18 protein-coding genes are annotated in these 24,987 nt (G+C 66.9%); 9 read left to right on the forward strand and 9 right to left on the reverse strand.

Features of this window, described 5'->3' with window-relative positions; all coding sequences use genetic code 11:
* Position 1: 1 nt before the first annotated feature.
* The 3 genes from ACWKV7_RS21135 to ACWKV7_RS21145 form a co-directional block, all read right to left on the reverse strand.
* Complete coding sequence (locus ACWKV7_RS21135; RefSeq protein ID WP_483859673.1) at positions 2 to 3,922, reverse strand: EAL domain-containing protein; 3,921 nt, start codon at positions 3,920 to 3,922, stop codon at positions 2 to 4.
* Positions 3,923 to 4,084: 162 nt separating this feature from the next.
* Positions 4,085 to 4,735, reverse strand: coding sequence for a response regulator (locus ACWKV7_RS21140; protein ID WP_483859674.1), 651 nt, complete (start codon positions 4,733 to 4,735; stop codon positions 4,085 to 4,087).
* Positions 4,732 to 6,819, reverse strand: coding sequence for a sensor histidine kinase (locus tag ACWKV7_RS21145; protein WP_483859675.1), 2,088 nt, complete (start codon positions 6,817 to 6,819; stop codon positions 4,732 to 4,734). Before ACWKV7_RS21145 ends, ACWKV7_RS21140 begins: the two co-directional genes overlap by 4 nt.
* 374 nt (positions 6,820 to 7,193) lie before the next feature.
* Here ACWKV7_RS21145 and amn point away from each other — a divergent pair, with 374 nt between their 5' ends.
* Entirely contained in the window at positions 7,194 to 8,660 is a 1,467-nt protein-coding gene (gene amn, locus ACWKV7_RS21150; RefSeq protein WP_483859692.1) for an AMP nucleosidase, read from the forward strand.
* 72 nt (positions 8,661 to 8,732) lie between these two features.
* On the opposite strand, the gene ACWKV7_RS21155 is transcribed toward amn, so the two are convergent.
* A complete protein-coding gene (locus tag ACWKV7_RS21155; RefSeq protein ID WP_483859676.1) occupies positions 8,733 to 9,716 on the reverse strand; it encodes an AraC family transcriptional regulator in 984 nt (327 codons plus the stop codon).
* A 113-nt stretch (positions 9,717 to 9,829) separates the two neighbouring features.
* On the opposite strand from ACWKV7_RS21155, the gene ACWKV7_RS21160 reads away from it, so the two are divergent.
* Positions 9,830 to 10,732 carry a sterol desaturase family protein gene (locus ACWKV7_RS21160; RefSeq protein WP_483859677.1) on the forward strand — a complete coding sequence of 301 codons (903 nt, stop codon included), beginning with the start codon at positions 9,830 to 9,832 and terminating at the stop codon, positions 10,730 to 10,732.
* A gap of 9 nt (positions 10,733 to 10,741) precedes the next feature.
* Here ACWKV7_RS21160 and ahr read toward each other — a convergent pair whose 3' ends face one another.
* On the reverse strand, positions 10,742 to 11,764 hold the full coding sequence (gene ahr / locus ACWKV7_RS21165; RefSeq protein WP_483859678.1) for an NADPH-dependent aldehyde reductase Ahr: 1,023 nt from the start codon (positions 11,762 to 11,764) through the stop codon (positions 10,742 to 10,744).
* A 134-nt stretch (positions 11,765 to 11,898) separates the two neighbouring features.
* On the opposite strand from ahr, the gene ACWKV7_RS21170 reads away from it, so the two are divergent.
* Together ACWKV7_RS21170 and ACWKV7_RS21175 are read left to right on the forward strand one after the other, a co-directional pair.
* On the forward strand, positions 11,899 to 12,522 hold the full coding sequence (locus tag ACWKV7_RS21170; protein WP_487249231.1) for a pseudouridine synthase: 624 nt from the start codon (positions 11,899 to 11,901) through the stop codon (positions 12,520 to 12,522).
* Between the two features lie 120 nt (positions 12,523 to 12,642).
* A complete protein-coding gene (locus ACWKV7_RS21175) occupies positions 12,643 to 13,458 on the forward strand; it encodes a hypothetical protein (RefSeq protein WP_483859679.1) in 816 nt (271 codons plus the stop codon).
* 20 nt (positions 13,459 to 13,478) lie between these two features.
* Here ACWKV7_RS21175 and ACWKV7_RS21180 read toward each other — a convergent pair whose 3' ends face one another.
* Together ACWKV7_RS21180 and ACWKV7_RS21185 are read right to left on the reverse strand one after the other, a co-directional pair.
* A complete protein-coding gene (locus tag ACWKV7_RS21180) occupies positions 13,479 to 15,443 on the reverse strand; it encodes a methyl-accepting chemotaxis protein (protein WP_487249232.1) in 1,965 nt (654 codons plus the stop codon).
* 113 nt (positions 15,444 to 15,556) lie between these two features.
* A complete protein-coding gene (locus ACWKV7_RS21185; protein WP_483859681.1) occupies positions 15,557 to 17,173 on the reverse strand; it encodes a diguanylate cyclase in 1,617 nt (538 codons plus the stop codon).
* A gap of 239 nt (positions 17,174 to 17,412) precedes the next feature.
* Between ACWKV7_RS21185 and ACWKV7_RS21190 the strand changes: the two genes are divergently transcribed.
* The 5 genes from ACWKV7_RS21190 to speA all read left to right on the forward strand — a co-directional run bounded on the left by ACWKV7_RS21190 (position 17,413) and on the right by speA (position 22,478).
* Positions 17,413 to 18,477, forward strand: coding sequence for a DUF2333 family protein (locus ACWKV7_RS21190; RefSeq protein ID WP_483859682.1), 1,065 nt, complete (start codon positions 17,413 to 17,415; stop codon positions 18,475 to 18,477).
* Positions 18,477 to 19,013 (forward strand): NUDIX hydrolase, encoded by a 537-nt coding sequence (locus ACWKV7_RS21195; RefSeq protein ID WP_483859683.1) that lies wholly within the window; start codon positions 18,477 to 18,479, stop codon positions 19,011 to 19,013. The genes ACWKV7_RS21190 and ACWKV7_RS21195 overlap by 1 nt, the downstream gene beginning before the upstream one ends.
* 239 nt (positions 19,014 to 19,252) lie before the next feature.
* A complete protein-coding gene (locus ACWKV7_RS21200; RefSeq protein WP_483859684.1) occupies positions 19,253 to 19,624 on the forward strand; it encodes a translation initiation factor Sui1 in 372 nt (123 codons plus the stop codon).
* A gap of 36 nt (positions 19,625 to 19,660) precedes the next feature.
* Positions 19,661 to 20,443, forward strand: coding sequence for a hypothetical protein (locus ACWKV7_RS21205; RefSeq protein WP_483859685.1), 783 nt, complete (start codon positions 19,661 to 19,663; stop codon positions 20,441 to 20,443).
* A 121-nt stretch (positions 20,444 to 20,564) separates the two neighbouring features.
* Positions 20,565 to 22,478, forward strand: a complete 1,914-nt coding sequence (gene speA, locus ACWKV7_RS21210) for an arginine decarboxylase (protein ID WP_483859686.1) — start codon at positions 20,565 to 20,567, stop codon at positions 22,476 to 22,478.
* A 21-nt stretch (positions 22,479 to 22,499) separates the two neighbouring features.
* Here the strand turns inward: speA and ACWKV7_RS21215 are convergent, their stop codons facing one another.
* Positions 22,500 to 24,017 (reverse strand): PAS domain S-box protein, encoded by a 1,518-nt coding sequence (locus ACWKV7_RS21215; protein WP_483859687.1) that lies wholly within the window; start codon positions 24,015 to 24,017, stop codon positions 22,500 to 22,502.
* A 157-nt stretch (positions 24,018 to 24,174) separates the two neighbouring features.
* Complete coding sequence (locus ACWKV7_RS21220; protein WP_483859688.1) at positions 24,175 to 24,630, reverse strand: DUF2214 family protein; 456 nt, start codon at positions 24,628 to 24,630, stop codon at positions 24,175 to 24,177.
* Between the last annotated feature and the right edge of the window lie 357 nt (positions 24,631 to 24,987).

Here is a 24,987-nt window from a genome sequence, read left to right on the forward strand (position 1 = left end):
CCTATGCGGTCTTGGCCTGGGTGATGAACTCCCGCTCGAAAGCCGCGGCGTCGATCGGCGGACTGAACAGGTAGCCCTGGATCTGGTCGCAATGCAGCTGCTCCAGCAGGCGCTTCTGCTCCAGCGTTTCTACGCCTTCGGCCACCACGTTCATGTGCAGGGCGTGGGCCATCTCGATCACCCCGCGCACGATGGCCTGGTCGGCGGCATCGCTGACCATGTCGTGCAGGAAGCCTTTGTCGATCTTCAAGGTGTCCGGCACGAACGACTTCAGGCTGCCGAGGGTGGAATAGCCGGTGCCGAAGTCGTCCACCGCGATGCGCACCCCCAGTTGCTTGAGTTCGTTGACGATGATGGCCGCACCCGACTCGTGCATGATCGATTCGGTCAGTTCCAATTCCAGGTACTCGGCGGCGATGGCGTGGCGCTCCAGGCCCTGGCGAACCTTGTCCACCAACCCCGGTTGCAGCTGCTTGAGCGAAAGGTTCACCGCCATGCTGAAACCGTCCATGCCCTGCCGCCGCCAGGCCGCCAGCTGCGCCAGGGCCTGGTCGATGCACCAGAGGCCGAGCGGCACGATCAGGCCGGTTTCCTCCAGCAGGTGGATGAAGCGCAACGGGCCGATCAGCCCGTGCGCCGGATGGTGCCAGCGCACCAGGGTTTCCGCGCCGCAGAGCCGCTGGCTGCGCAGGCACAGCTTGGGCTGGTAGTGCAGGACGAATTCCTGCCGGTCCAGGGCGCGCTTGAGTTCCGTTTCCAGTTGCAGTGTGTCGAGGTTGTGTTCCTGCAGGTCGGCCTTGTAGAACTGGTAGCCGCTGCGCCCGGATTGCTGAACGGCGTAGACCGCCGCGTTGGCGTTGCGGATCAGTTGCTCGGCCTGCTCGCCATCGCCGGGGAAGCGCGCGGCGCCGACGCAGGCGCTCAGCGCCAGGCTCTCGTCGTTCAGCGTGAAGTAGGGGGCCAGCGACTTCAGCAGTGCGTGGATGATCGCCTGGCTCTGGCTCAGTTCCTCCTCGCGGCTGAGCAGCACGGCGAATTCGCCGCCGCCGAAGCTGGCCAGGTAGCCGTTGCTGTCCAGGGCCCGGCGGAAACGCTCGGCGACCTGCTGGATCAGCGCATCGCGGGCTTTTTGCCCGAGGCATTGCTGCACCCATTTCAGCCGGTCGAGGGCGATGAACAGCACGGTGAACTGCTGCTTTTTCTTCAGGGCCTGGGCGCATTGCACTTCCAGGCGCTTGCGGAAGATCGCCTGGTTCGGCAGCCCGCTGGAGCTGTCGAAATGCGCCACGGCGAACAGGCGCTCCTTGTAGGTGCGCGCCTCGGTGATGTTCTCGGCGATGCCGACGATGCGCGTCACCCTGCCGCTGGCGTCGCGGAACGGGAAGGCGCGGTTGCGAATCCACAGCAGGTCGCCTTCGGCATTCAGCGAGCGGTATTCCGCTTCGCCCTGGCGATGTTCCACCAGCGCCCGCTGGCGGAAGCGTTCGGCGATCGCCAGGTCCTCCGGGTGCACCAGCTTCAGCCACTGGCTCTCGTCCTGGTAAAGCTGCTCGGCCGGCAGGCGCCAGATGCGTTCCAGGGCTGGGCTGACATAGCTGACGGCGCGCTTGGCGACGTCGTAGATCCAGAATACCTGGGGCAGGTATTCGACCATCTCGCGAAAGCGCGTTTCGCTGGCCTGGATCTGCGCCAGCAGGTCCCGTTGCAGGCTGATGTCCATCAGCGAGCCGGCGAAGCGCACCATCTCGCTCTGCTGCCATTCGGCCTTGCCACGGGCACGGAACCAGCGCCAGCCCCCGGGGCTGGCCAGGCGCAGCTCGATGTCGAAGGGCTCGTCGCGCTGGAAGTGAGCGTCCAACGCGTCGCTCAGGGGCGCCGCCTCATCCGGGTGGACCTGTTCGAGCAGCCACTCGGTGAAGTCGCGCCGGCTGTCGAGATGGCTGCCGGTCAGCTCGACGAAGCGCTCGGAAACGTACAGCTCGCCGCGTTGCGGCACCCACTCCCAGAGCCCGTCGTTGGCGCCTTCATGTACCAGGCGCAGGCGCTGGGCCTGGTTGCCCAGCGCTTCATGCAAGTGCGCGGTGGCAGTGATGTCTTCGTGCACGATCAGCAGGCGCCGCTGCTCGGCCTCCATCGGCAATGCACGGACGCGGAAGTGGCGCAGGTCGCCGCCGAGGGGCAACTGGTAGTCGAGTTCCAGCTCGTCTTCCCGGCCGTCGAGCAGCCCCTGCAGGCGTTCCAGCAGCAGCGGCGCGACCGCCACCCCGCGCATCGCGGCCGCGTGGCAGAGGGCCAGGTAGTCGCTGCCCGCATCGGCCCACAGCGGCGTGTCCCGCTGGTTCTCGATCAGGTCGTTCCAGGCCTGGTTGACGGTGATCAGCCGGCCGAATTCGTCGAGCACGCCGACGTACTGGGGCAGCGCGTCGATGATGCTGCGGGTGAAGGATTCCGCCTCGATCAGCCGGCGCTCGCGGCGCTGTTGATCGCTGACGTCTTGCATGCAGCCGACCAGCAGGCCGCGGCGATGGGATTGCGGATGCAGCAGCAGGCCGACGAACTGGAAGTCGCGCCAGGCGCCTGGGCGCAGCTCGTCCTGCAGGCGCAGCAGCAGGCTGACGTTGCTGCGGTTCTCGGTGAGGTCGAGCAGGGCGGCGATGAATGCCAGCCGGTCATCCGGATGCAGGCGCCGCACCAGGGCGTCCTGGTGGGATGTCTCGCTGCCGCTCGGCAGACCCAGTAACTGCAGCGCCTGTTCGGAGAGGATCAGGTGCTGGCTGGCCAGGTCGAACTGCCAGTCGGCGAAGCCGCCGATCTCCTGGGTCAGGCGCAGGCGTGTCTCGTTGGTCTGGCTCTTCTGCAGGGCCGCCACCTCGGCGTCGATGTTGCTGAACAACACGCTGATGCCCTTCGGGTGCGGGTAGGCATGGACTCGATACCAGGCCTTCAGCGGCGCGAAGAACATTTCCAGGTGGCGGGGAATGCCGGAGTGCATGGCATCGAGGAAGGCCGGGCCGAGCTCGCTGTCGAGGGCTTCGGGGAACTGGTCCCAGATGTGCTCGCCGAGCAGCTCGCCGCGGCTGCGTTGCAGCAGTTCTTCGGCCTTGGCGTTGATCTGCACGAAGCGCCAGCCCTGGTCGAGCCGGTAGAAGCCATCGTTGAGGTGATCGAGCAGGTTGTTCAGTTCCTCGTGGGCGCGGTGCAGTTCGAGCGCGCCTTCCTTCGCCTCGCTGATATCGCTGCACAGGGCCAGCAGGGATTCGATGTTGCCGCTCGGCCCGGTCACCGGCATCAGCACCACGTCCCACCAGGCGCGGTTGGCGCAGCAGCCGGAGAATCGCCCGAGCTGACCCAGACTGGCGGCGTCGAACGCCGTCTGCGCCGGCTGCGCGGTGCCGTTCTGCCAGCAGTCGAGCCAGACATCGCTGCCGAGCATCGCGCCGTGGATGGCGTCGCTGCCGGCCAGCAAGCGGCCGCTCAGGTCGATTTCCAGCAGACCGTGGCCCTGGGTCTTGCGCCACGCCTGGCTGAACTGCCGCAGCAGTTGTGCGTGCCGGGCCTGTTCGTCCATGCGGTCGCGCTGGCTTTTCAGGCACTCCAGCAGGTAGGCGGCGAGGATCGCCAGGGCCCCGGCGATTAGCAGCTCGGCGGCCAGCCCTTGGTCAAGCAGCGGGCCGGCCAGGCTGAGCAGGATGCTAACCGCCACCGGGGGCCACGCCAGCAGGCCGCGTTGGACCAGGGCCAGGGCCAGCCCCCAGGCCGGGAACAGCACCAGGTGGGTGTCCAGGTACGGATAGAGCAGCCCGCTGGCCGCCAGGGTCAGCGCCATCAGCCAGGACAGCCAGGCAGGCAGTCCGTCCCGGGGCGATTCGGCGGCGTGGCGGGCCAGGTAGTGGTCCAGGAACGAATCGGAGGAGCTGTGCATAGGGTTCTCGCTGCGCTTGCCAGATGCCGAAGCGTTGCGCATTCCTGCCTTAGCCGGCTATCGGTGAAACCCCTAGGCGCTCGCCAGGTGCCCCTTGCGCTCAGGCGGATGACGACACCCGGCAGGCGCCCGGGCGCGGGCCAGGTCCGCGCTGGCGGCGGCTCAGTCGTCGGGGCTGACCAGCCCCTGGCGCACCGCGTAGAGCACCAGCGAGGGCACGTCGCGCAGGTTCAGGCGCTCCATGATCTGGGCGCGGTGGGTGTCCACGGTCTTCACGCTCAGGCCGAGGCCGTCGGCGATTTCCCGGGTCGAGCAGCCGCGGGTGATCAGCCGCAGGATTTCCGTCTGCCGTGGGGTGAGGGCCGGAGCGCTGCCGCTACCGCGACGTCCCTCGGCCACTGCCGACTCGATGACGGTCTGGGCGATGCCGGGGCTCAGATAGGACTCGTTGCGCGATAGTGCCTGCAAGGCCAGGTCCAGTTCCTGGGCGGCGGCATCCTTGAGCAGGTAGCCGCGCGCACCGCTCTTGAGCGCGCTGAGCACATAGTCGGCGGTGTCGTGCATGGACAGAATGAGGAACTGCACGAGCGGGTAGCGCGCCTGCCAGCGGCGCAGCGCGTCGAGCCCGCTCATCTGCTTCATGCTGATATCCAGCAGCACGATATCCGGCTGGTGCTGCTGCAGGATCGCTTCCAGTTCGCTGCCGTCGCCGCCTTCGGCCACCACTTCGTAGCCCGGCTGGTCCTGCACCAGGGCGCGCAGGCCGGCCCGGACCAGGGCGTGATCGTCCACCAGTGCAACTCGTTTGGTCATCCCGAGGCCCTCCTTCGTTCGCTGCCGTGCGCGGCAGGCAGCCGCGCGCCGATGCGCGTGCCGACTCCCGGCAGGCTGGAGATCTTCAACTCGCCGCCGGAGGCGGCGACCCGTTCCTGCATGCTGGTCAGGCCGAGGCTCCGTGCGCTATGGCCGGCGCTGGCCACGTCGAAACCGCAGCCGTCGTCGAGCACCTCCACCGTGAGGTCGTCGCCGATCTGGCTCAGCAGGACCCGCACCTGCCTGGCCGAGGCATGCCGTACCACGTTGTTCACCGCTTCCTGGATGACGCGGAAGGCGGTCAGCGCCTTGTCCATTGGGATCTCGCCCAGCGCGCCCTCTACCTGCAGCTCCCACTCGGCGGAGGTGGGGCTGAGGAAATGCTTCAGGTGCCAGCGCACCGCGGCCTCCAGGCCGAGGGTTTCCAGCTGCAGCGGATGCAGCATCAGCGACAGGCTGCGGATCTTCGCCAGCGCCTCGTCGGTGCTCTGCACCAGGGTGCTGGCGATCTCGGTGATTTCGTCGTCGCCGTCGCGCTTGCGCAACAGGCGCTGCAGGTGCAGCTTGAGCCCGGTCAGCTGTTGGCCGACATCGTCGTGTAGATCGCGGGCGAGCTGCCGACGTTCGATTTCCTGCACTTCGATCAGACGCTGGGAAAGATGCTGCAGGCGCCGGTTGGCATCCTCCAGCGCCTGGCGCATCTGCCGGGCCTGGCTGACGTCGCGCACCAGCAACTGCACATCCTGCCAGCCGTTGTTCTCCAGGCGGATTTCCGCTACCTCCGCCTCGAAGGCGCTGCCGTCCAGGCGCTGCATCTTCAATGCGCGCAGCGGCTGTTCGCCGGTCAGCCCCTGGTGCAGCGCCGCCAGCCGGTCGACTTCGCGGGCGCGCTGCGGCGGCTGGATGCACTGGGCGAACTCGACGCCTTCCAGCGAGCGTTCGCGATGGCCGCCGAGCATGTTGCGGGCCGCTTCGTTGGAGTAGTGAATGCGGCCGCCGCGGATCACCAGCACGCCCTCCGGCAAGCTGTTGACCATGCGTTCGTAGAGGCGCTGCTGGCGCGCCAGCCGGCGCTCGGCCAGCTCCAGTTCGGTGATGTCCATGCTGGCGGCGAACAGGGTCTTTTTCCGGCTGATCGGGTCGGTGTTCACCTGCACCCGCTCGAACATGTAGCGCACCCCGCCGTCGGCCCGCACCACCCGGTAGCGATGGGTGTGCTGGCCGTCGGCGAGGGTTGTACGCTGGGCCTGGACGAAGGCTTCGCGGTCGGCGGGATGGATGGCTTGCAGGTAGCGGGCGCTGGGCAGCTCCTCCTGGCCACGGTCGAAGCCGAGAATGCCATGGATTTCCGGGGAGCACTGCACCCGCCCGCTCTCCGGATCGAACTCCCAGTGGCCGAGCATGGCGATCTGCTGCGCCAGTTCGAGCTGCCTGAGGCTGCGCCGCAGCTTCTTCTCGATGGCGAAGTGGGCGGTGATGTCCTGCGCCATCATCATGCCGTAGGGCTCGCCGTTGAACAGGCAGATCTGGCAGAGCACATCCACGTCCAAAGTGCGCCCGCTGCGGCTGAGATGTTTGCGAATACCGATCAGGTCCTCGCACTCCAGCGGCCGGGCCGCGACCCGATGCTGCAGGCGGTGCCGCTCGTCCGGCGCGTACAGATCGAGGATGTCGAGCTGGGCGAACTGCTCTTCGCTATAGCCGTAGGCACTCGCCGCCGCCTGGTTGGCCATGAGGATGCGGCGGCTGCGCTGGTCGTACAGCCACATCGGCGCCGGATGCGCTTCGAACAGGGCGCGGTAGCCGCGTTCCGCCTCGCTGACCAGCGCTTGCGAGCGCATCGTGTTGCGTGTCAGCCGGCGGGTGAACAGCCACATGCTCACCGCGGTAAACAGCACGAAGACCAGGGTGCGCAGCGAGTAGGCCCAGGCGGGCAGGGCCAGCGAATCGATCAGCTCGTTGGTCAGGCCGACCCACAGCAGCGCTGCGCAGCTATAGGTCAGCACGATTTCCCAAGGCGCGACCTGCAAGGCGCGCTGGGCGTTGGAGAGGCTGTCGGAGACGTCTGCGGAACGGGGGATCATAAGCACATGACCGGGTGGCAGTGGGCAGGCCGGAGCCAAGGCGCCCGGGCTGCTGCGTTGAAATCAGCCGCGCAACGCACGTCTACCACGCGACCTCGAATGCGACCCCGGCGCATCTACGGTTGCGCAGCGGGTCGATGTTTCGCCCAGGGAGGTGGCCCCCGGCTGGCCACTTGCGGCGGGCCTTGGCGCGTCACGCTGCGCCAATGCCCGGCCAGGGGCGGCTCCTGCTGCGAACTTGTTTCAGCTTAGCTGTCCTAGCTTTGGTTACGGGGCCATGACATGACGGTCGGTCGCACGCCCCGGAGCTATTCCCCACGCCATTGCCCAGGCAATATGGCGGTTCACCCGCTGAGACGGACAATCACGTGAAGATGGATTCCGAAGCCTTTATTGTCGCTTACACACCCGAAGAGGCGGTGGACCGCCTCGCCGCCCTGCACAAGCAGGCCACCTCGGCGCTGAGCCAGGCGCTCAAGCGCTATCTGAAGGAGCGCATCGAGCCGGATGCGGCGCAGCGCGAGCTGTTCCGCTACCCGCAACTGCGCCTGACCTACCTCTGCCAGGGCGAGGTGCCGACCACCATTCGCGCCTTCGCCAAGGTGCAGACACCGGGCACCTACAGCACCACCGTGACCCATCCGGAAGCTTTTCGCGGCTACCTGCTCGACCAGTTGCGGCCCTTGATGAACGACTTCACCGTGCAGGTGGAGGTCGGCCCGAGCCTGCAGGACATTCCCTATCCCTACGTGGTCGAGCAGGGCGACGAGCTGGCCGGGTCCGGGGTGACCGCCGCCGAGCTGGCGCGGGTTTTCCCCAGTACCGATCTGTCTGCCGCCACCGACGGCGTGGCCGATGGCCTGTATGAGTGGGAAAACGCCGACCCCATGCCGCTGGCGCTGTTCGACGCGGCGCGCACCGATTTCTCCCTGCGGCGCATCGTGCACTACACCGGCAGCGACTGGCGCCATGTGCAGCCGTGGATCCTGCTGACCAACTACCACCGCTATGTCGACCAGTTCATCCTCCATGGCCTCAACCGGTTGCGCGAGGACTCGCGCTTCGTACGCATGGTGCTACCGGGCAACGTGGTCATCGACCGCGGCATGGAGGAGGGCGAGGCCCAGGCGATCATCGGTTCGGTGGTCTGGCACCGCTACCAGATGCCGGCCTATCACCTGATCGCCGCCGACGGCAACGGCGTCACCCTGGTCAACATCGGCGTCGGCCCGTCCAACGCCAAGAACATCACCGACCACCTCGCCGTGCTGCGCCCGCACTGCTGGCTGATGATCGGCCACTGCGGCGGCCTGCGCCAATCGCAGACCATTGGCGACTACGTGCTGGCCCACGCCTACATGCGCCGCGACGGCATTCTCGACCGGGTGCTGCCGCCGAACATTCCGCTGCCGGCGTTGGCCGAGGTGCAGCTGGCGCTGCAGGAAGCGGCCGCCCAGGTCACCGGCGAGCGCGGCGAAGCACTGAAGAAGCGCCTGCGCACCGGCACCGTACTCACCTACGACGACCGCAACTGGGAGCTGCGCTGGGCCCAGGAGCGGCCACTGATCAACCTTTCCCGCGCGGTGGCGGTGGATATGGAAAGCGGCACCATTGCCGCCCAGGGCTATCGCCTGCGGGTGCCCTACGGCACGCTGCTGTGCGTCTCGGACAAACCGCTGCACAGCGAGATCAAGCTGCCGGGCTCGGCCAATGCATTCTACGAACGAGCCGTCAGCCAGCACCTGCGCATCGGCATCGCCGCCCTCGACTTGTTGCGCAGCCAGCTCAACTCGCTGCATTCGCGCAAGCTGCGCAGCTTCGACGAGCCGCCGTTCCGCTGATAGCCCCTCTGCGCTCCGGACGCCCCATTGGGAACGCCCAATCGGTGCTTCAACCCGGAGCCGTTCCCCGGGCTACGACGCATTGCCCAGCCCGCGCTTGCGCCAGGCTAGTGGGCTTTGCCCGTGCCATTGCTTGAACGCGCGACTGAAGGCGCTCTGCTCGGAGAAGCCGAGCAGGGCGGCGATTTCGCCCAGTGGCAGGTTCGGGTCGCGCAGGTAGCCTTCGGCCAGTTGGCGGCGGGTGTCGTCCAGCAGGCGCTGGAAGCTCAGGCCCTGTTCGCCGAGGTGGCGTTGCAGGCTGCGCGGCGAGCGGTGCAGGCGTTCGGCCAGGCGCTCCAGGCTGGCCTGGCCGCCGCGCAGCAGGGGGATCAGCGCCTGCTGGCATTGCTCGATCAACCCGCCGCGCAGCTGTGCACGCAGGAAGCCTTCGGCCTGGGCGTCGAGCAAGGCGAGCAGCGCCGCATCCGCCTGGCGCAGCGGCAGATGCAGGTACTCCAGCGGCAGCACGATGCGCGTGGTCGGCTGGGCGAAACGCACCGGGCCGCCGAAGAAGCGCTCGTAGGGCGTCTGGTCCGCTGGCGGTGGGTTGATGAAGTCAAGCGCCTCCACCGTCAGGGCCTGGCCGGTCATGTTGCGCGCCAATTGCAGCAGCGCCGCCAGCCCGGTCTCGTCCACCCGTTGGCCCGGGCAGCCGCCCTCGGTGCCCCATTCCACCACCATATGCTCGGCCTCGATATGCAGGCGCGCCGGGCTCACGTCATAGACCAGCGAGTGATAGCGCTCCAGCCGCTGCAGCGCCTCGCCGAGGGTGGCGCAGGCCAGCGCGGCGTAGCCGACTACGCCGAAGTGGCGCGGTTCGATGCCTTCGGCGATGCGCAGACCCAGGGCCGGTTCGCCGAGCAAAGCGTCAGCGCGTTGCAGCAGGCTTTGCCAGACCGGCATCGGCAACTGCCCGTCGGCACCGGCTGGCAGCGGGCCGAGCAGGGCGACCGCGTCCAGCCCGCGGCGGGCCAGGTATTCATAGAGCAGCGGAGCGTAGCTGGTGGCGATGCGCATGGCGGGTGACGGTTTTGGCGTGATTGGTCAAAAAGATAGCGGGGCTGGTCAAGCCTGGCCAGCCAACTTAGGTCAGGCTGGGCGCACTGGAAACCCGAAGTCGGAGCCTGACCATGAGCGACCTGCTCGCCAGCCTGTGGGCCGAAGTGGATATTCGCCGCGACCTGCTGCTGATCCTCATCCCGCTGTTCGTCGTCACCTTCAGCGCCGAATGGTGGGCCTTGCGCCGGCGCGGCGTGTATCGCCTGGCCGACTCGCTGTCGAGCATCGGCCTGGGTGGCATCTACCTGGCCTTCGACGCCGCGCTGTTGCTGGTGCTGGTCATGCCGGTCTATCACCTGGTCCATGCCCAGCGCCTGCTGCATTTCGAGATGACGCCCTGGGCCTTCGTCGCGCTGTTCTTCGGCCTGGAGCTGTGCTTCTACTGGTTCCACCGCGCCAGCCACCGCATCCGCTGGTTCTGGGCGGCCCATGTGGTGCATCACTCGTCGGAGCACATGAACCTGACCACCGCCATGCGCCAGAGCCTGTTCTACGGCGTGGCCGGCAACTGGCTGTTCTACCTGCCGCTGGTGTGGCTGGGCTTTGCGCCGGAGTGGGTGCTGTTCATGCTCTCGGCCAGCCTGGCCTACCAGTACTTCCTGCACACCCAGGCGGTCGGCAAGCTGCCGCGGGTTATCGAGTGGTTCTTCAACACGCCCTCGCACCACCGTGCCCACCACGGCCGCAACCCGCAGTACATCGACCGCAACTACGGCGGCGTGTTGATCATCTACGACCGCCTGTTCGGCAGCTTCGTCGAGGAACGCGAGGCGGTGGACTACGGCATCGTGCGCCAGGTGCACAGCTTCAATCCGCTGTGGCTGAACCTGCACGAGTGGGTCGACCTGCTGCGCGATGTGGCCCGTCCTGGCCCGCTGTGGCTGCGCCTCAAACACCTGTGGATGCCGCCGGAATGGCAGCGGCCGACTGCCGAGCAGCCCGCACCGCTGCCCGCGGTGCACGGCCAGCGCTAGGTCTGGCTGCTATTTGCCGGCTTCAAGCACCACTCGATAGCGCGCCTTGCCCTTGCGCAGGTGCTGGATGGCATCGTTCACCCGGCTCATCGGGAAGTGCTCGACCTGCGGCAGGATCTGATGGCGGGCGCAGAACTCCAGCATCTTCGCCATGATCGCCGGGGAGCCCACTGGCGAGCCGGACAGGCTGCGCTGGCGCGGGATCAGGCTGAATACTTGGACCGGAATCGCGCTCGGCACGATGCCGACGAAATGCAGCCGGCCCTTGCCGCGCAGGGTGGCGATCAGCGCGTTCCAGTCCAGGTCGGCGCTGGCCGTGACCAGCAGGAAGTCGAGGCTGCCGGCGATCGCTTTCAAGGCGGCGCTGTCGGTCGAGGCGACCACCCTGTGCGCGCCCAGCCGCTTGGCCTCGTCCTGCTTGTTCAGCGACGAGGTGAAGGCGGTGACTTCGCAACCCCAGGCGTTGAGAAAGCGCAGCGCCAGATGGCCAAGGCCGCCGATGCCGACCACGCCGACACGGTCGGTGGGCTTCACGTCCAGCTCCAGCAGCGGCGCGAACACCGTCGAGCCACCGCAGAACAACGGCCCGGCCAGGCTCGGGTCGAGGCTGTCCGGCAGCGGCATGGTCCAGGCCCAGTGCGCACGCAGGCGGTCGGCGAAGCCGCCGTTGCTGCCGATGATGGTGGGCTTCACCGCGCCGCACAGCTGGTGCGAGCCCTCCATGCAGGAAGGGCAGTGCATGCAGCTGCCCTTGTACCAGCCCACGCCGACCCGCTGGCCGACCTTCAGACCGCGTGCCTGCTCGCCGAGCGCGACCACGGTGCCGACCACCTCATGGCCGGGCACGAAGGGGTAGCGCGCGTTGCCCCACTCGTTGTCGATCATCGACTGGTCGGAATGGCAGATACCGCAGAACTCCACGGCGATCTCCACCTCCTCGACGCCCAGCGGACCGGGCTCGAACGCATAGGGTTCCAGCGCGGCGCCGGCAGACATGGCGGCCCAGCCGTTGAAGATCGGTTGCGTGGACATGGCGTGCTCCTGCAGACAAAGGGATCAGAGCAGCATAGTCGGGCGCGCCTGCCGGTGTGGGCTCCATCGACGCGGGTGATGATGCATCCCTTGCCTCGGTTAAACTGGCCGCTTCGTCGCCAGCCGGAATGCCCATGCCACGCCCACCCCGAACATCCTCGCCCACCCCGCGCCGTCCCGCGCCGCGCCGGGTGGCCAAGGCACCGCCCGCCGAACCGCGGCTGATTCTGTTCAACAAGCCGTTCGACGTGCTGACCCAGTTCAGCGATGGCGAGGGGCGGGCGACCCTCAGAGATTTCGTGCCGGTTCCCGGCGTCTACCCGGCCGGCCGCCTGGACCGCGACAGCGAGGGCCTGCTGCTGCTGACCAACGACGGCCGTTTGCAGGCGCGCATCGCCGATCCCAGGCACAAGTTGCCGAAGACCTACTGGGTGCAGGTGGAGGGCGAGCCCAGCGAGGCGCAGTTGCAGCGCCTGCGTGACGGCGTCGAACTCAACGACGGGCCGACGCTGCCCGCCGAGGCCCGCCGGCTGGCCGAGCCCGAGCTATGGCAGCGCGACCCGCCGGTGCGCTTTCGCAAGAGCGTGCCGACCGCCTGGCTGGAACTGGTGATTCGCGAGGGCCGCAACCGCCAGGTACGCCGCATGACCGCCGCGGTCGGCCTGCCGACCCTGCGCCTGGTGCGGGTGCGCATCGGCCCGTGGAGCCTGGACGGGCTCGGTCCGGGCGGGTGGAAAGATGTGCCGGCGAAGCTCTGAGGGCAGGATCGGCCAAGGCGGTTTTTGCGGCCTTCGACGCACTTCTGTGTAGCAACAGATGCTGGCCCTTGGCCGCCTGCAGTAGGCTACGCACCCCTCACGACAAGGAGAGTGTTTGCCATGGAGCAGGCGCAGGAACTGCTAACAGCCTTCTGGGAGCCCTTCAGCCTGTTCGCGCTGGTCGGCGCGGTGTGCCTGGGTGTTCTGGCCGGCAGCATCGCCGGCCTGGTGCTGGCCATCCAGCTGCAGCGGCGCGGCTGGCTGGGGCGCCGCCAGCGCTGGCATCATTGGCTGCTCAAACTCTATTTCCTGCTGCTGCCGCTGGTGGGTGGTTTCCTCGGTTTCCAGGGCGGCCTGCTCTATGGCGGCCAGCAACAGATCTATCGCCATCTGGATGCCTATGCGCCGCTGGTGCAGCAATTGGCCGACGACGTCTGGCTGGACTTCCAGGGCTATTTGGCTACGCAGGACCAGGCGCAGCTGGAGCAGTCGATCAAGGATTCCACCGTGCAGGACGTTCTCAACCAGCTGGCTCTGGACTTCATCGCCAGCCACGCTCTGGTCGAGCCGGCGCAATTGGCCGAAGCCGGCATGGTCGAGCGAATCGCCGTGCAATTGATGGAGCGCTTCCGCGCCAGCGTGCTGAGCAAGGCGCTGGGTGACATGGCGGTGGAGGAGGCCGCGAAGTACAGCCATCTCGACAAGAAGGTCCTGACCCAGGTGCTGGACGCGCGCATCGAGCAGCTGTTCCAGGCCGAATTCCTGCTCGACCTGCTCAAGCGGCAGATCGGCCGTGTGTTCAAGCCCTTCTATTGGGCGCTGCTGTTCCAGCTGGGTCTGCTGCTGGCCGGCATCGGATTGGAGATCCTGCTGGCGCGGCACTTGCGCCTGGTGGCCGTGGCGCCGGCCACGACGCCGGACCTGCAGGCAACCTGAGCCCGCGGCGGCGCTCGCAATCAGACCCTGAACGCCTGCACCGCCACGCGCAACTGGCCTCCCAGTTGCAACAGTTGTTCACCCTGCTGGCGGCCCTGGCCGATGCGCGCCAGGTTGTCGCCGCCGAGCTGGTGGATGCGCTCGCTGTGCCCGCGAATCTCGCTGACTGCGCCACTCTGCTGGGCGGTGGCCTCGGCGATGCGCTCGGCCATGCTGGCGATAGTGCCGATGGCTGCGACGATCCTTTGTAGCGCATCGTCGGCCTCGGCCGCCTGGCTGGCAGTCCCCTCGGCGTGGGCAACCTGGGCGCGCATGGCCTCCACCGATTGCCGCGCCGCCTGCTGCAGGCGTGCAATGAGCTGCTGGATTTCGGCGGTGGCGCCGCTGGTGCGCTGGGCCAGGGAGCGCACTTCTTCGGCGACCACGGCGAAGCCGCGGCCCATCTCCCCGGCACGGGCGGCTTCGATGGCCGCGTTGAGGGCGAGCAGGTTGGTCTGCTCGGCGATGCCGCGGATCACCGTCAGGACCTGCTCGATGGTGGCGGTTTCCTCGGCCAGTTGCTCGATGGCCTGGGCGTTGCCTTGCACTTCGCCGACCAGTCCATGCAGGCCGCTGAGGCTCTGGCCGATCACCTGCTGGCCCTGCTCCACGGCATGTCCGGCTGCGCGGCTGGCGTCGGCGGCCTGGCTGGCATCGCCGGCTACCTGCTGGATCGTGGATTCCAACTCTCCCAGCGCATCGCGAATCTGTGCGGTATCGCCGGCCTGGCGTTCGGCGCCGCTATGCAGGCCGCTGCTGAGGTCGGCCAGGGTGCGGCTGCTGCCGGCCACCTGCTCGGCGTGCTGGTGAATCGTGCCGACCAGCTCCACCAGGTAAGCGCGCAGGCGATTGAGCGACTCCTCGATATCGCGCAGCTCACGGGTACGGGCGTCGAGCCGCACCGGCGCGCCGAAATCGCCGGCGGCCCAGGATGACAACGCCGGTACCAGACGGCCCAGCACCTGGGCCAGGCGCCGCTGGATGCGGTCGATGAGCAGTGCGATCAACAGGATCAAGCCGATCATCAGCCCCTGGATCAGCCGCACTTCCCGCTGGATGCGCCCGTGCTCGGCGCGTACCGCTGGCTCCAGGGCCGCCAGGGCTTGTTGCAAGGCGTCGATCTTGCGCGTGGTGGCGGCCGCCAGGTCGGCACGTTGGCGCACCAGTTCGCGGGTGCGTGCCAGTTCGCCCGGGTAGCGTTTTATCAGCGTGGCCAGGTCGCGCTTGAGGGCGATGCCGCGGTCTTCCGCCGGCGTCGCCTCGGCGTCGCTATCCAGTCCCATCAGTGCGGCGAAATCGTTGGCGGCCGACTGGCCGTCGTCGCTCACCCCCAGCAGCGGCAGCTCGTCCAGACGTGCAGACTGGCGGGAGAGGGCGGCCAGTTCGCGTTCGACGTCCCCGGCCAGTTCGTCGCGGCCGCTGGCCACCAGCTTGCCGCGGGCATGGCCGAGACGCACCAGATGCTGGGCGGCTTCGAACAGCGGCGGGCGGTAGTCGGCGGCAGCAGGCAGCGTGCCGGCATCGGCGTATTGGGCCAGTTGGTCGAGGGCGCCGGCCATGTCCCGTTCGGCCTGCAGCAACAGTCCCTGTGGGTCGCCCGCCAGCTTGCCGGCGGCCAGCAGCGGGCCGCCGGCGAAGGCGCGCAGCTCGGCCAGGCTTGGGCGCAGGCTTTCGGCCAGCGGCGCGGGCAGCTCGTCGAGGCCCTGTTCCAGCTCGTCGATGGCCTGGACGGCCGCGCGGTGGCGCAGGGCATCGCCGTTGCCCAGGTATTCCTGGATATTGCCGGCCACCTGCTGCTGAAACTGCTGGCTCAAAGTCAGGTAGCGTTCCATCAGCCGCACCGGCCCCTCCAGGGCACGCTGCGACCACCAGAGGGTGGCGCCCAGGGCTACGCAGGCGGTCACCAGCAGCAGGGTATTGAGGTTGGTGAGCAGTTTCAGGCGCATCTGGATCATCCGACAGCGTTACGGAGAATTCAGACGTTATGGCACTTTGATTGCGGATATGTGACGGCGTGATCCGCGTCACGTTGCCCAGGGCAGCATGGTGACGGACGGGATCAGCCGCGGAAGATCTCGACCCGGTTGCGACCGCCGTGTTTGGCGATGTAGAGCGCCTCGTCGGCCAGCTTGGACAGGGTCTTGATGTCCATGTCGCCCTGCAGCTCGGCGATGCCGCAGCTGAAGGTGCAGGACAGGTCCTGCGGCTGGGCCGGGTAGTGGATCTCGGAGAAGCGCCGGCGAATATCGTCGAGCACCTTGTAGGCGGCCTTGGCGTCGGTGTCGGCGAGTACCACGGCGAATTCCTCGCCCCCGTAGCGGCCAATCTGGTCGGTCTTGCGCAGGCGCTGCTTGAGGAACAGCGCCAGGCTCTTGATCACCCGGTCGCCCATGGGATGGCCGTAGGTGTCGTTGACCTTCTTGAAATGGTCGATGTCGAGCATGGCGAAGGTCAGTGGCTGGCCATCGCGCTTGGCCCGCAGGCGGGCGTCTTCCAGCAGCTGCAGGGTATGGGTGTGGTTGTACAGGCCGGTGAGGCTGTCGCGCACCATGCGTGCCTTGAGGCTGCGCGCGCGGGCGGCGCGGGTGCGCACGGTGGCGATCAGGTGGCGCGGCTTGATCGGCTTGGTGAGGAAGTCGTCGCCGCCCTCGCTCATGGCGTCGAGCTGCTTGTCCAGGTCGTCTTCGGCCGACAGGTAGATGATCGGCACGCTGACGTAGCGCTCGTTGTGGCGGATCACCTTGGCCAGCTCGGTGCCGCTGCACTCGGGCATGTACATGTCGAGGATGATCAGGTCCGGCTGGAACTCGGCCAGCTCGTCCATCGCCTTGATCGGCTCGATCAGCGTGCGGGTGACGATGCCGGCGCTGTTCAGTACGCGCTCGGTATGGGTGGCCTGGGCGCGCGAGTCGTCGACGATCAGCACCTTGTAGGGTTCGTACTGGGCGACGCGGGTCAGTTCCTCGATGCGCTCGAGCATGGTCGAGGCATCCAGGTTGCCGACGAAGAATTCCTGGGCGCCGGCGCGCACGGCGGCCAGGCGGGTCGGGGTGTCGGTGTCTTCCTGGCTGAAGAACAGCAGCGGCAGCTTCTGCTCCAGGCCCTGTTGGATATCCTCGGCCAGCTTCAGGCCGCGCCCGGCGCCGCCGAAGTCGACGTCCATGACGATTGCCGCCGGGTGGCGCTCGGCCATGGCGGCGGCGAAGGCACTGGTATCGGCGAAGGGCTGGGCGACCACGCCGAAGAATTCCATCTGCTGGGCCAGGCGCTTGCCACGCTCGATCTCCTGCATGGCCAGGTACACCGGCTTGCGCAGCGGCGGCAGGAAGGTCTGTTCGAAGTGATCGCCATGGCGCAGGCCGGTGCGCGACAGGCGCTGCATCAACTGGCTGAGTTCGCTGATCAGGTTGCTGGTCAGGCGGCCACGGTTGGCGCCGACCGCCTGCAGGCAATTGCCGATGCCTTGGGCGAGCTGGTTGTGTTCTTCCTGGTCGAAGCGCTCGGCATAGCGCTGCAGGCGCAGATTGGCCTCGGCCAGTTCGCTCATGTCGCTGGCATTCCACTCGTTGCGCTGCACGCGCTGCCAGACCTCGAGAACCTGCCGCGCCTGGTGGATCACACGCTGGGCGAAGTGGTGCTTGAGGCGATCTCGGCTGGGGTCTTCGTGCACGCTCATGGCCCGGCTTCTTGTGATGACACGGCTACTACGATGGTGGCGCTATGCTACCACCGGTCAGCCGGTACGACAGTACCGCCGATCATATGGTTTGGGTCTTCCGTCCGCCATTACCGTACGGCGGAGGCCGGTTTTTCCGGCGCGACGCTGCGCACGCCCCTAAGCTTCCCTTATAGTGCAGGGCCGGAAACCGCCCGCCACGGCGGTCGAAACCACGAACTCGCAAGAAGGACACTGCCATGCTGGATTGGAAGAACCGCTCGGGTCGCTTGCGCGACCGCCTCGACGATTCGTTGGAGGATGTGAGCAGCTATCTCGGCGGCAGCTGGTTGAGTCGCGCCATCGGTGCCGTGCTGGGTGTCTACCTGCTGGCGGCGTTGCTGATCGGCTGGTTCTGGAGCCAGGAGCCCGAGCTGTTCCCGGTACAGCAGCACGCCCAGGCCGCGGCCGAGCGCTCCCAGCGTCAGATGGTGACCGGCTACACCACGGTCGAGACGCTCAAGGAAGTGGCGAGCACGCTGCTGGACAAGCCGGGCGGCTACCTGACCAACGACATCACGCCGCCGGGCGTCTGGCTGGACAACATGCCCAGCTGGGAATTCGGCGTGCTGGTGCAGGTGCGCGACCTGTCCCGTGCTCTGCGCAAGGACTTCGCCCGCTCGCAGTCGCAGTCCACCGAGGACTCGGACCTGGCCAAGGCCGAGCCGCGCTTCAACTTCGACAACAAGAGCTGGGCACTACCGGCCTCCGAGTCGGAATACCGCGAAGGCCTGAAATCCCTCGATCGCTACCTGGCTCGCCTGGCCGATCCGAACCAGCCGGGCGCTCAGTTCTATACCCGCGCCGACAACCTCAACAACTGGCTGGGCGACGTCGCCACCCGTCTCGGCTCGCTGTCCCAGCGGCTTTCCGCCAGCGTCGGCCGGGTGCGGCTGAACACCGACGCACCCGGTGCCGAGGGCAGCGTGGCGGCGCCGATGCTGCGCGAGGAGTCCGTCGAGACGCCCTGGCTGCAGATCGACAACGTGTTCTACGAAGCACGTGGCCAGGCCTGGGCGCTGTCGCACCTGCTGCGCGCCATCGAGGTTGACTTCGCCGATGTGCTGGCGAAGAAGAACGCTACCGTCAGCGTGCGGCAGATCATCCGCGAACTGGAGGCCGCCCAGGAGCCGCTGTGGAGCCCGATGGTGCTGAACGGCAGCGGCTACGGCCTGCTGGCCAACCACTCGCTGGTGATGGCCAACTACATTTCCCGCGCCAACGCCGCCATCATCGATCTGCGCAGCCTGCTGAGCCAGGGCTGATGCCCGTCAGCGAGCGGGAGGCGGCCCACCGCGCCGCCTCCGACGCGGAACTCATCGCCTGGGTCGACGAGCAGGACCGCCCGCTTGGCGGCCTGCCCCGTGCAGAGCTGCGCCGGCGCGGGCTGATCGGTCGCGGCACCTTCATTCTGCTGTTCAATTCCCGTGGCGAGCTGTGCGTGCATCGCCGCACCCTGAGCAAGGCGCTGTATCCCGGCTTCTGGGACGTGGCCGCCGGCGGCATGGTGCTGGCGGGGGAAAGCTATGCCGAGTCCGCCGCCCGTGAGCTGGCCGAGGAGCTCGGCGTGGCCGGGGTGGCGTTGCGCGAGCATGGCCGGTTCTTCTTCGACCAGCCGGACAACCGCCTGTGGTGTGCGGTGTTCTCGGCGATTTCCGATGCCGCGCTGGTACTGCAGCCGGAGGAGGTGCTGGAGGCACGCTTCGTCTTGCCGGAGCGGGCCCTCGCCGAGGCGCTCGACATGCGCTACTGCCCGGACTCTCTGCAGGCGTTGAAGCGCTACCTGGGTGGCCTCGGCTAAGGACCGGCGATGCCCCGGGGCGCCAGCCGCCCGGGACGAATTTCCCGGGCTGTGCGCGTTGTCGCCAATTCGTCGGGCAATGGCGCATTTGTGCACTTAGCATTTGCCGTCTTTGTCGTTACACTGCGCGGCTTTTCACGCCGGGCCACGCTGCCCGGTTGCGCCGCCCCTGCCTGAGTGGGGCTTCGCGGCTGACATCGTCAGCCAGTCGCTATCCTGACCCCTACGAGGAAAGCCCGGTGGTCAAGAAAGCTTCGTCCTTCGCCGCCCTCGGCGGCTTGGTGTATTCCACCGATGGCGGCCGGCACTGCCCGGACTGCAACCAGCCGGTGGATGCCTGTATCTGCAAGAACAGCCAAGTTCCCGCCGGCGACGGCATTGCCCGCGTGCGCCGCGAAACCAAGGGTCGTGGCGGCAAGACGGTGACCACCGTGAGTGGCGTGCCGCTGGCCGAGGATGACCTCAAGGAACTGGCCAGCGCGCTGAAGAAACGCTGCGGCTGTGGCGGAGCGCTGAAGGACGGGGTGATCGAGATCCAGGGCGATCACGTCGAGCTGCTGCTCGGCGAACTCATCAAGCGCGGTTTCAAGGCCAAGAAATCCGGCGGCTGACATTCCCTCGCAGCGCCGGCGAGAACGGAGTCTCTTTTGACGATCACCATTGATGCGGATGTTCCTCCGAGTCGGGAGAACATTGCCCATGCGCTCGCGCATTGGGCGACAGAACAGTTTTATACCCTACGCTGTGTCGAGGCCGAATTTGCCGGCCTGCCGTACCTCGGTGCGGCCGAAGGGCAGCAGGAGAGCTTTTTCATCGCCAGGGATGCCGAGCGTCTGGGCGAGGTGCCGGGGGCGGCGCAGGTCCTGGAGTCGGGGACGTTCGAGGTGCAGCCCTGCAGCCTGGGCGATTTCACCGCGTACTGCGAGGCCACCTCGCGCGGCGTGTTGCTGATCGAGGAGCGGCTGTTGCTGTCGGTGCAACTGCTGCGGGAACTGCCCCAGGCGACCCTGGTGATGGATGACGAGCAGCGCTGTTGGCTGCTGCGCCTGATGCCTGCCGTGAACGGCGAGGAGCTGCGCAACCTGCTGCACCTGCGCCGGGTCCGCGATCTGCCGCCATTGCAGGTCTGGCAGGCCTCGCGTACCTCGGCGGAACGCGAGTTCGAAGACGCCCAGTGCTGGCTGCTGGTCGATGGGCCCACGACGCCGGTGCAGCAGGAACGCTGCCAGGCGCGCGGGTATGTGTTGCGGTCGCGCAGTGAACTGCCCGACGCGTTCGCGCCGTTGGCCGACTGGCCGCGCAGCGAGCTGGGCGCGGCGCCACCCAGCCAGGAGGGAAAGGCCAGCCGGATGGAATGGCTCTTCGCGCTGCTGGTACTCGGCTGCCTGGTGCGGGCGGGCTGGCACCTGTTGAGCATCGGCGGCTGGTGAGGCCGTGCTATCGGCGAAAGGTCGCCGGTACACAAAGGGTTATTGATAGAAGGCTAGGCTTGGCGGTCTTACTGACTAGGCTTTTCAGAACGCGCCACTGGCGCATGAGCGAGGTAAAACGATGGCCGTAAGACGTACACGCAAAGACGACGGCAGCCAGTGGACGGTGGCGGACAGCCGCAGTGTCTATGGCATTCGCCACTGGGGAGTGGGCTACTTCGCCATCAACGACGCCGGGCGCGTCGAAGTGCGGCCGAATCGTCAGGCGGATACGCCGATCGACCTGTTCGCTCAGGTCGACCACCTGCGCGAGGCCGGCCTGAGCCTGCCGCTGCTGGTGCGTTTTCCGGACATCCTGCAGGACCGCGTGCGCCAGCTGACTGGCGCCTTCGACGCCAACATCGAGCGCCTCGGCTACCAGAGCCGTTACACCGCGCTGTACCCGATCAAGGTCAACCAGCAGGAAGCGGTGGTGGAGAACATCATCGCCACCCAGAACGTCTCCATTGGCCTGGAAGCGGGGTCCAAGCCCGAATTGCTGGCAGTGCTGGCGCTGGCGCCGAAGGGCGGCACCATCGTCTGCAACGGCTACAAGGACCGCGAGTTCATCCGCCTGGCGCTGATGGGGCAGAAGCTCGGCCACAACGTGTTCATCGTCATCGAGAAGGAATCCGAGGTGCAGCTGGTGATCGAGGAGGCGGCCGATCTCAGGGTCGCCCCGCAGGTCGGACTGCGCGTGCGCCTGTCCTCCCTGGCCTCGTCGAAATGGGCCGACACCGGTGGCGAGAAGTCCAAGTTCGGCCTGTCCGCCGCCCAACTGATCTCGGTGGTCGAGCGCTTCCGCGCCGCTGGGCTGGAGCAGGGCATTCGCCTGCTGCACTTCCACATGGGCTCGCAGATCGCCAACCTGGCTGATTACCAGCACGGCTTCAAGGAAGCCATCCGCTACTACGCCGAGCTGCGCGCGCTGGGCTTGCCCGTGGACCATGTCGACGTCGGCGGCGGCCTGGGGGTCGACTACGACGGCACCCACTCGCGCAATGCCAGCTCGATCAACTACGACATGGACGACTACGCCGGTACCGTGGTCGGCATGCTCAAGGAATTCTGCGACGCCCAGGAGCTACCGCATCCGCACATTTTCTCCGAGAGCGGCCGCTCGCTGACCGCCCACCATGCGGTGCTGATCATGCAGGTCACCGATGTCGAGAAACACAACGACGACGTGCCGCAGATCGAAGACAAGGAAGCACTGCCGGAAACCGTGCGCTGGCTGGCCGAGCTGCTCGGTCCGACCGATATCGAAATGGTCACCGAAACCTACTGGCGCGCCACGCACTACATGAGCGACGTCGCCATGCAGTACGCCGACGGCAAGCTGAGCCTGGCCGAAAAGGCCCTGGCCGAGCAGTGCTACTTCGCCCTCTGCCGGCGCCTGCACGATTCGCTGAAGGCCCGCCAGCGCTCCCACCGGCAGGTGCTCGACGAACTCAACGACAAGCTCGCCGACAAATACATCTGCAACTTCTCGGTGTTCCAGAGCCTGCCGGATACCTGGGCCATCGGCCAGATCCTGCCGATCCTGCCGCTGCACCGCCTCGACGAGGAGCCGCTGCGCCGCGCCGTGCTGCAGGACCTGACCTGCGACTCCGACGGCAAGATCAAGCAGTACGTCGACGAGCAGAGCATCGAGACCAGCCTGCCGGTACACGAGGTGCGCGAGGGCGAGGAATACTTGCTCGGCGTGTTCCTGGTCGGCGCCTACCAGGAAATCCTCGGCGACATGCACAACCTGTTCGGCGATACCGATTCGGTGAACGTCTACCAGCGCGACGACGGCAGCGTCTACCACGCCGGCATCGAGACCCACGACACCATCGAGGACATGCTGCGCTACGTGCACCTGTCGCCCGAGGAGCTGATGACCTACTACCGCGACAAGGTGGCCGGCGCCAAGATCAGTGCTCGCGAGCGCACGCTGTTCCTCGATGCGCTGCGCCTGGGCCTGACCCGCTCGTCCTATCTGTCGTCCTGAGGCTGCGCGGCCCCCGGCCTGTCAGTCGGCGGGCCGCAACAGCCGATCCAGCGCGCTGGCCAGCTCTTCGTAGGTGTAGGGCTTGAGCAATACCGGGTAGCGCAGGTTGCCATCCTGCACGGCATCGCCGTAGCCGGTGGTCAGCAGCACCGCCAGTTCCGGCTGCTGAGCGCGGGCCTGCCTGGCCAGTTCCAGGCCGCTTATATTGCCCGGCATGAGCATGTCGCTGAACAGCAGGTCGAAACAGGTCTCGCCCTGCAGCAGGGCCAGCGCCTCATGCCCTTCGTTGGTCACGACCACGTCGTAGCCCATGTCGCTGACGATTTCGCCGGCCACCTGGGATAGGCAGGCGTCGTCCTCGACGATGAGAATGCGTTTGCGCGGCGATTCGAGCGGCGCCTGCGCGGATGCCTGCTCCAGCACCGGCAGGTAGAGAGTGACGGTGGTGCCGGCGCCGACCTTCGACTCGACGGCGACCCCGCCCCTGGACTGCTTGACGAAGCCGTAGACCTGGCTCAGGCCGAGCCCGGAGCCCTGGCCGATCCCCTTGGTGGTGAAGAAGGGTTCGAAGATGCGCTTGCGCACCTCTTCGGACATGCCGCTGCCGTTGTCGCTAAGGCTGATGGCGACGAACTCGCCATGCAGGCCGTGCGGCTCGCCATCCAGTTCGGTACGGTAGGCCCGCAGGCGAATGGTGCCGCCGTTGACGATGGCATCGCGGGCATTCAGCGTCAGGTTGAGCAGCGCCAGCTCCAGTTGGCTCGGGTTGATCTGGACCGGCGGCAGTTGTTCGGACAGTTCGCTGACCAGTTGCACGTTGCCGTGCAGCGATTGGCCGAGTAGCGGCAAGCTGCAAGGCAGCGACTGGTTGAGATCGATGACCTGGGTTTCCAGTGGCTGCTTGCGGGCGAAGCTGAGCAACTGGCGGGTGATGTTGGTGCCGCGCTGGGCGGCATTGCCGATGGTATCCAGTTGGCGCTTGAGCCGCTCGTCGTGGGTGAGGCGACGGCCCAGGTCGGCGGCGCCGAGAATGATGGTGAGCAGGTTGTTGAAGTCGTGAGCCATGCCGCCGGTGAGCTGGCCGAGGGCTTCCATCTTCTGCGCCTGGAACAGTTGCTCGCGCACTTCCCCCAGGCGCTCCTCCGCTTGCTTGCGGTCGGTCACGTCGCGGGTGATCTTGGCCAGGCCGATGATTTCGCCGTCGTCGTTGTGCACCACGTCGAGCACCGTCATTGCCCAGAACTGGGTGCCGTCCTTGCGCACCCGCCAGCCTTCGTCCTGGAACCGGCCGTTTCTCAAGGCGGCTTCCAGCGCCCGTTGCGGCTTGCCGGATTGGCGGTCGACGTCGGTGAAGAAACAGGAAAAGTTCTTGCCGATGATTTCCCTGGCGCTGTAACCCTTGATGCGCTCGGCCCCGGCGTTCCAGCTGATGACCTGGCCCTCGGGGTTGAGCATGTAGATCGCATAGTCCACCACGGCATTGACCAGCAGCTCGTAATGGCGAGCGGGAAGTTGCGTGATGGCAGCGTCGTCGGACACAGGGCCTCCTCAGCGGGCGTGGTGCCGGCTCATGGCTGGAGTGGATAGTGGGGGTGGCAGGGCGGCATTGCCCGTAATAGCAGACCGCCCCGTTTCGATAGAGTTGCCAGGTCGTGCGCTCTCCTGCATTGCGACTGGCATGGCGAGCGCGCCGCTTTCAGCCAAAGTGACCATAGCCGCGCGCCATGAAGACCGCCATCAGCGGAATCAGCATCAACAGGAGCAGCTCCAGGCGAATGGTCATGACCACCAGGCGGGCGGTGCGCGGATTGACCTCCGGAGCCTCGTTGGCCTTCAGCGAATTGCGCCAGTTGAGCACGGTGAAGGTCGGCAGGATCGACAGCAGGGCGACCAGGATGAACAGCCCGACCTTGGCGTGGAAGAAGCCGTTATGCAGGTAAAACGCCAGGCCCTTCTCGAACCAGATCGCCCGCGCCGCGCCGGTCAGCAGCACCACGCCGGCGCAGATGCCATAGGCGATGTCGGTACGGTAGAGGCTGCGGGCCCGTGCCAGGTCCATCGGTACCTTGAACAGCACGTGCTCCATGGTCAGCAGGGCGAACAGCACGAAGATCGACAGGTAGTGCAGGTAGGCGGCGATGGCCTGGGCCATGGGGAGCTCCTTTTCGTTGGCGAGACGCGATCCGGGTGGGACGCGCCTCTCGGGAAGAGCGAAATAATGCCCTGCTCTGCCGCGGCTGTCCTGTATCGACGCAACAGGCTCGCCAATCATGGCGTGGCGGCCCCGTTGCGGTGTGCTTCACACTTCCGTCGATTCGACGTTCCGCACAGTGGTGCGCTATGGCAGCCTGCCATGCTTCGGATCAACAAGGATGAGACCGCATGTTCTGGGATGCCAATGCCACCCACTTCAGCCTGCGCATCGAGGGTTTCGAGCACGACCTGCAGGTGCTCGAATTCACCGGCCGCGAGGCCATCAGCCAGCCCTACCGCTTCGACGTCGAACTGG

It is taken from the genome of Zestomonas ipomoeae (assembly GCF_057128665.1).

Coding starts and splice junctions, on each gene's coding strand:
- ACWKV7_RS21145 (WP_483859675.1), bottom strand. CDS start 6,819: ATGATCCCCCGTTCCGCAGACGTCTCCGACAGCCTCTCCAACGCCCAG.
- ACWKV7_RS21140 (WP_483859674.1), bottom strand. CDS start 4,735: ATGACCAAACGAGTTGCACTGGTGGACGATCACGCCCTGGTCCGGGCC.
- ahr (WP_483859678.1), bottom strand. CDS start 11,764: ATGTCCACGCAACCGATCTTCAACGGCTGGGCCGCCATGTCTGCCGGC.
- ACWKV7_RS21220 (WP_483859688.1), bottom strand. CDS start 24,630: ATGGCCCAGGCCATCGCCGCCTACCTGCACTACCTGTCGATCTTCGTG.
- ACWKV7_RS21160 (WP_483859677.1), top strand. CDS start 9,830: ATGAGCGACCTGCTCGCCAGCCTGTGGGCCGAAGTGGATATTCGCCGC.
- ACWKV7_RS21155 (WP_483859676.1), bottom strand. CDS start 9,716: ATGCGCATCGCCACCAGCTACGCTCCGCTGCTCTATGAATACCTGGCC.
- ACWKV7_RS21170 (WP_487249231.1), top strand. CDS start 11,899: ATGCCACGCCCACCCCGAACATCCTCGCCCACCCCGCGCCGTCCCGCG.
- speA (WP_483859686.1), top strand. CDS start 20,565: ATGGCCGTAAGACGTACACGCAAAGACGACGGCAGCCAGTGGACGGTG.
- ACWKV7_RS21175 (WP_483859679.1), top strand. CDS start 12,643: ATGGAGCAGGCGCAGGAACTGCTAACAGCCTTCTGGGAGCCCTTCAGC.
- ACWKV7_RS21195 (WP_483859683.1), top strand. CDS start 18,477: ATGCCCGTCAGCGAGCGGGAGGCGGCCCACCGCGCCGCCTCCGACGCG.
- amn (WP_483859692.1), top strand. CDS start 7,194: ATGGATTCCGAAGCCTTTATTGTCGCTTACACACCCGAAGAGGCGGTG.
- ACWKV7_RS21190 (WP_483859682.1), top strand. CDS start 17,413: ATGCTGGATTGGAAGAACCGCTCGGGTCGCTTGCGCGACCGCCTCGAC.
- ACWKV7_RS21180 (WP_487249232.1), bottom strand. CDS start 15,443: ATGCGCCTGAAACTGCTCACCAACCTCAATACCCTGCTGCTGGTGACC.
- ACWKV7_RS21135 (WP_483859673.1), bottom strand. CDS start 3,922: ATGCACAGCTCCTCCGATTCGTTCCTGGACCACTACCTGGCCCGCCAC.
- ACWKV7_RS21185 (WP_483859681.1), bottom strand. CDS start 17,173: ATGAGCGTGCACGAAGACCCCAGCCGAGATCGCCTCAAGCACCACTTC.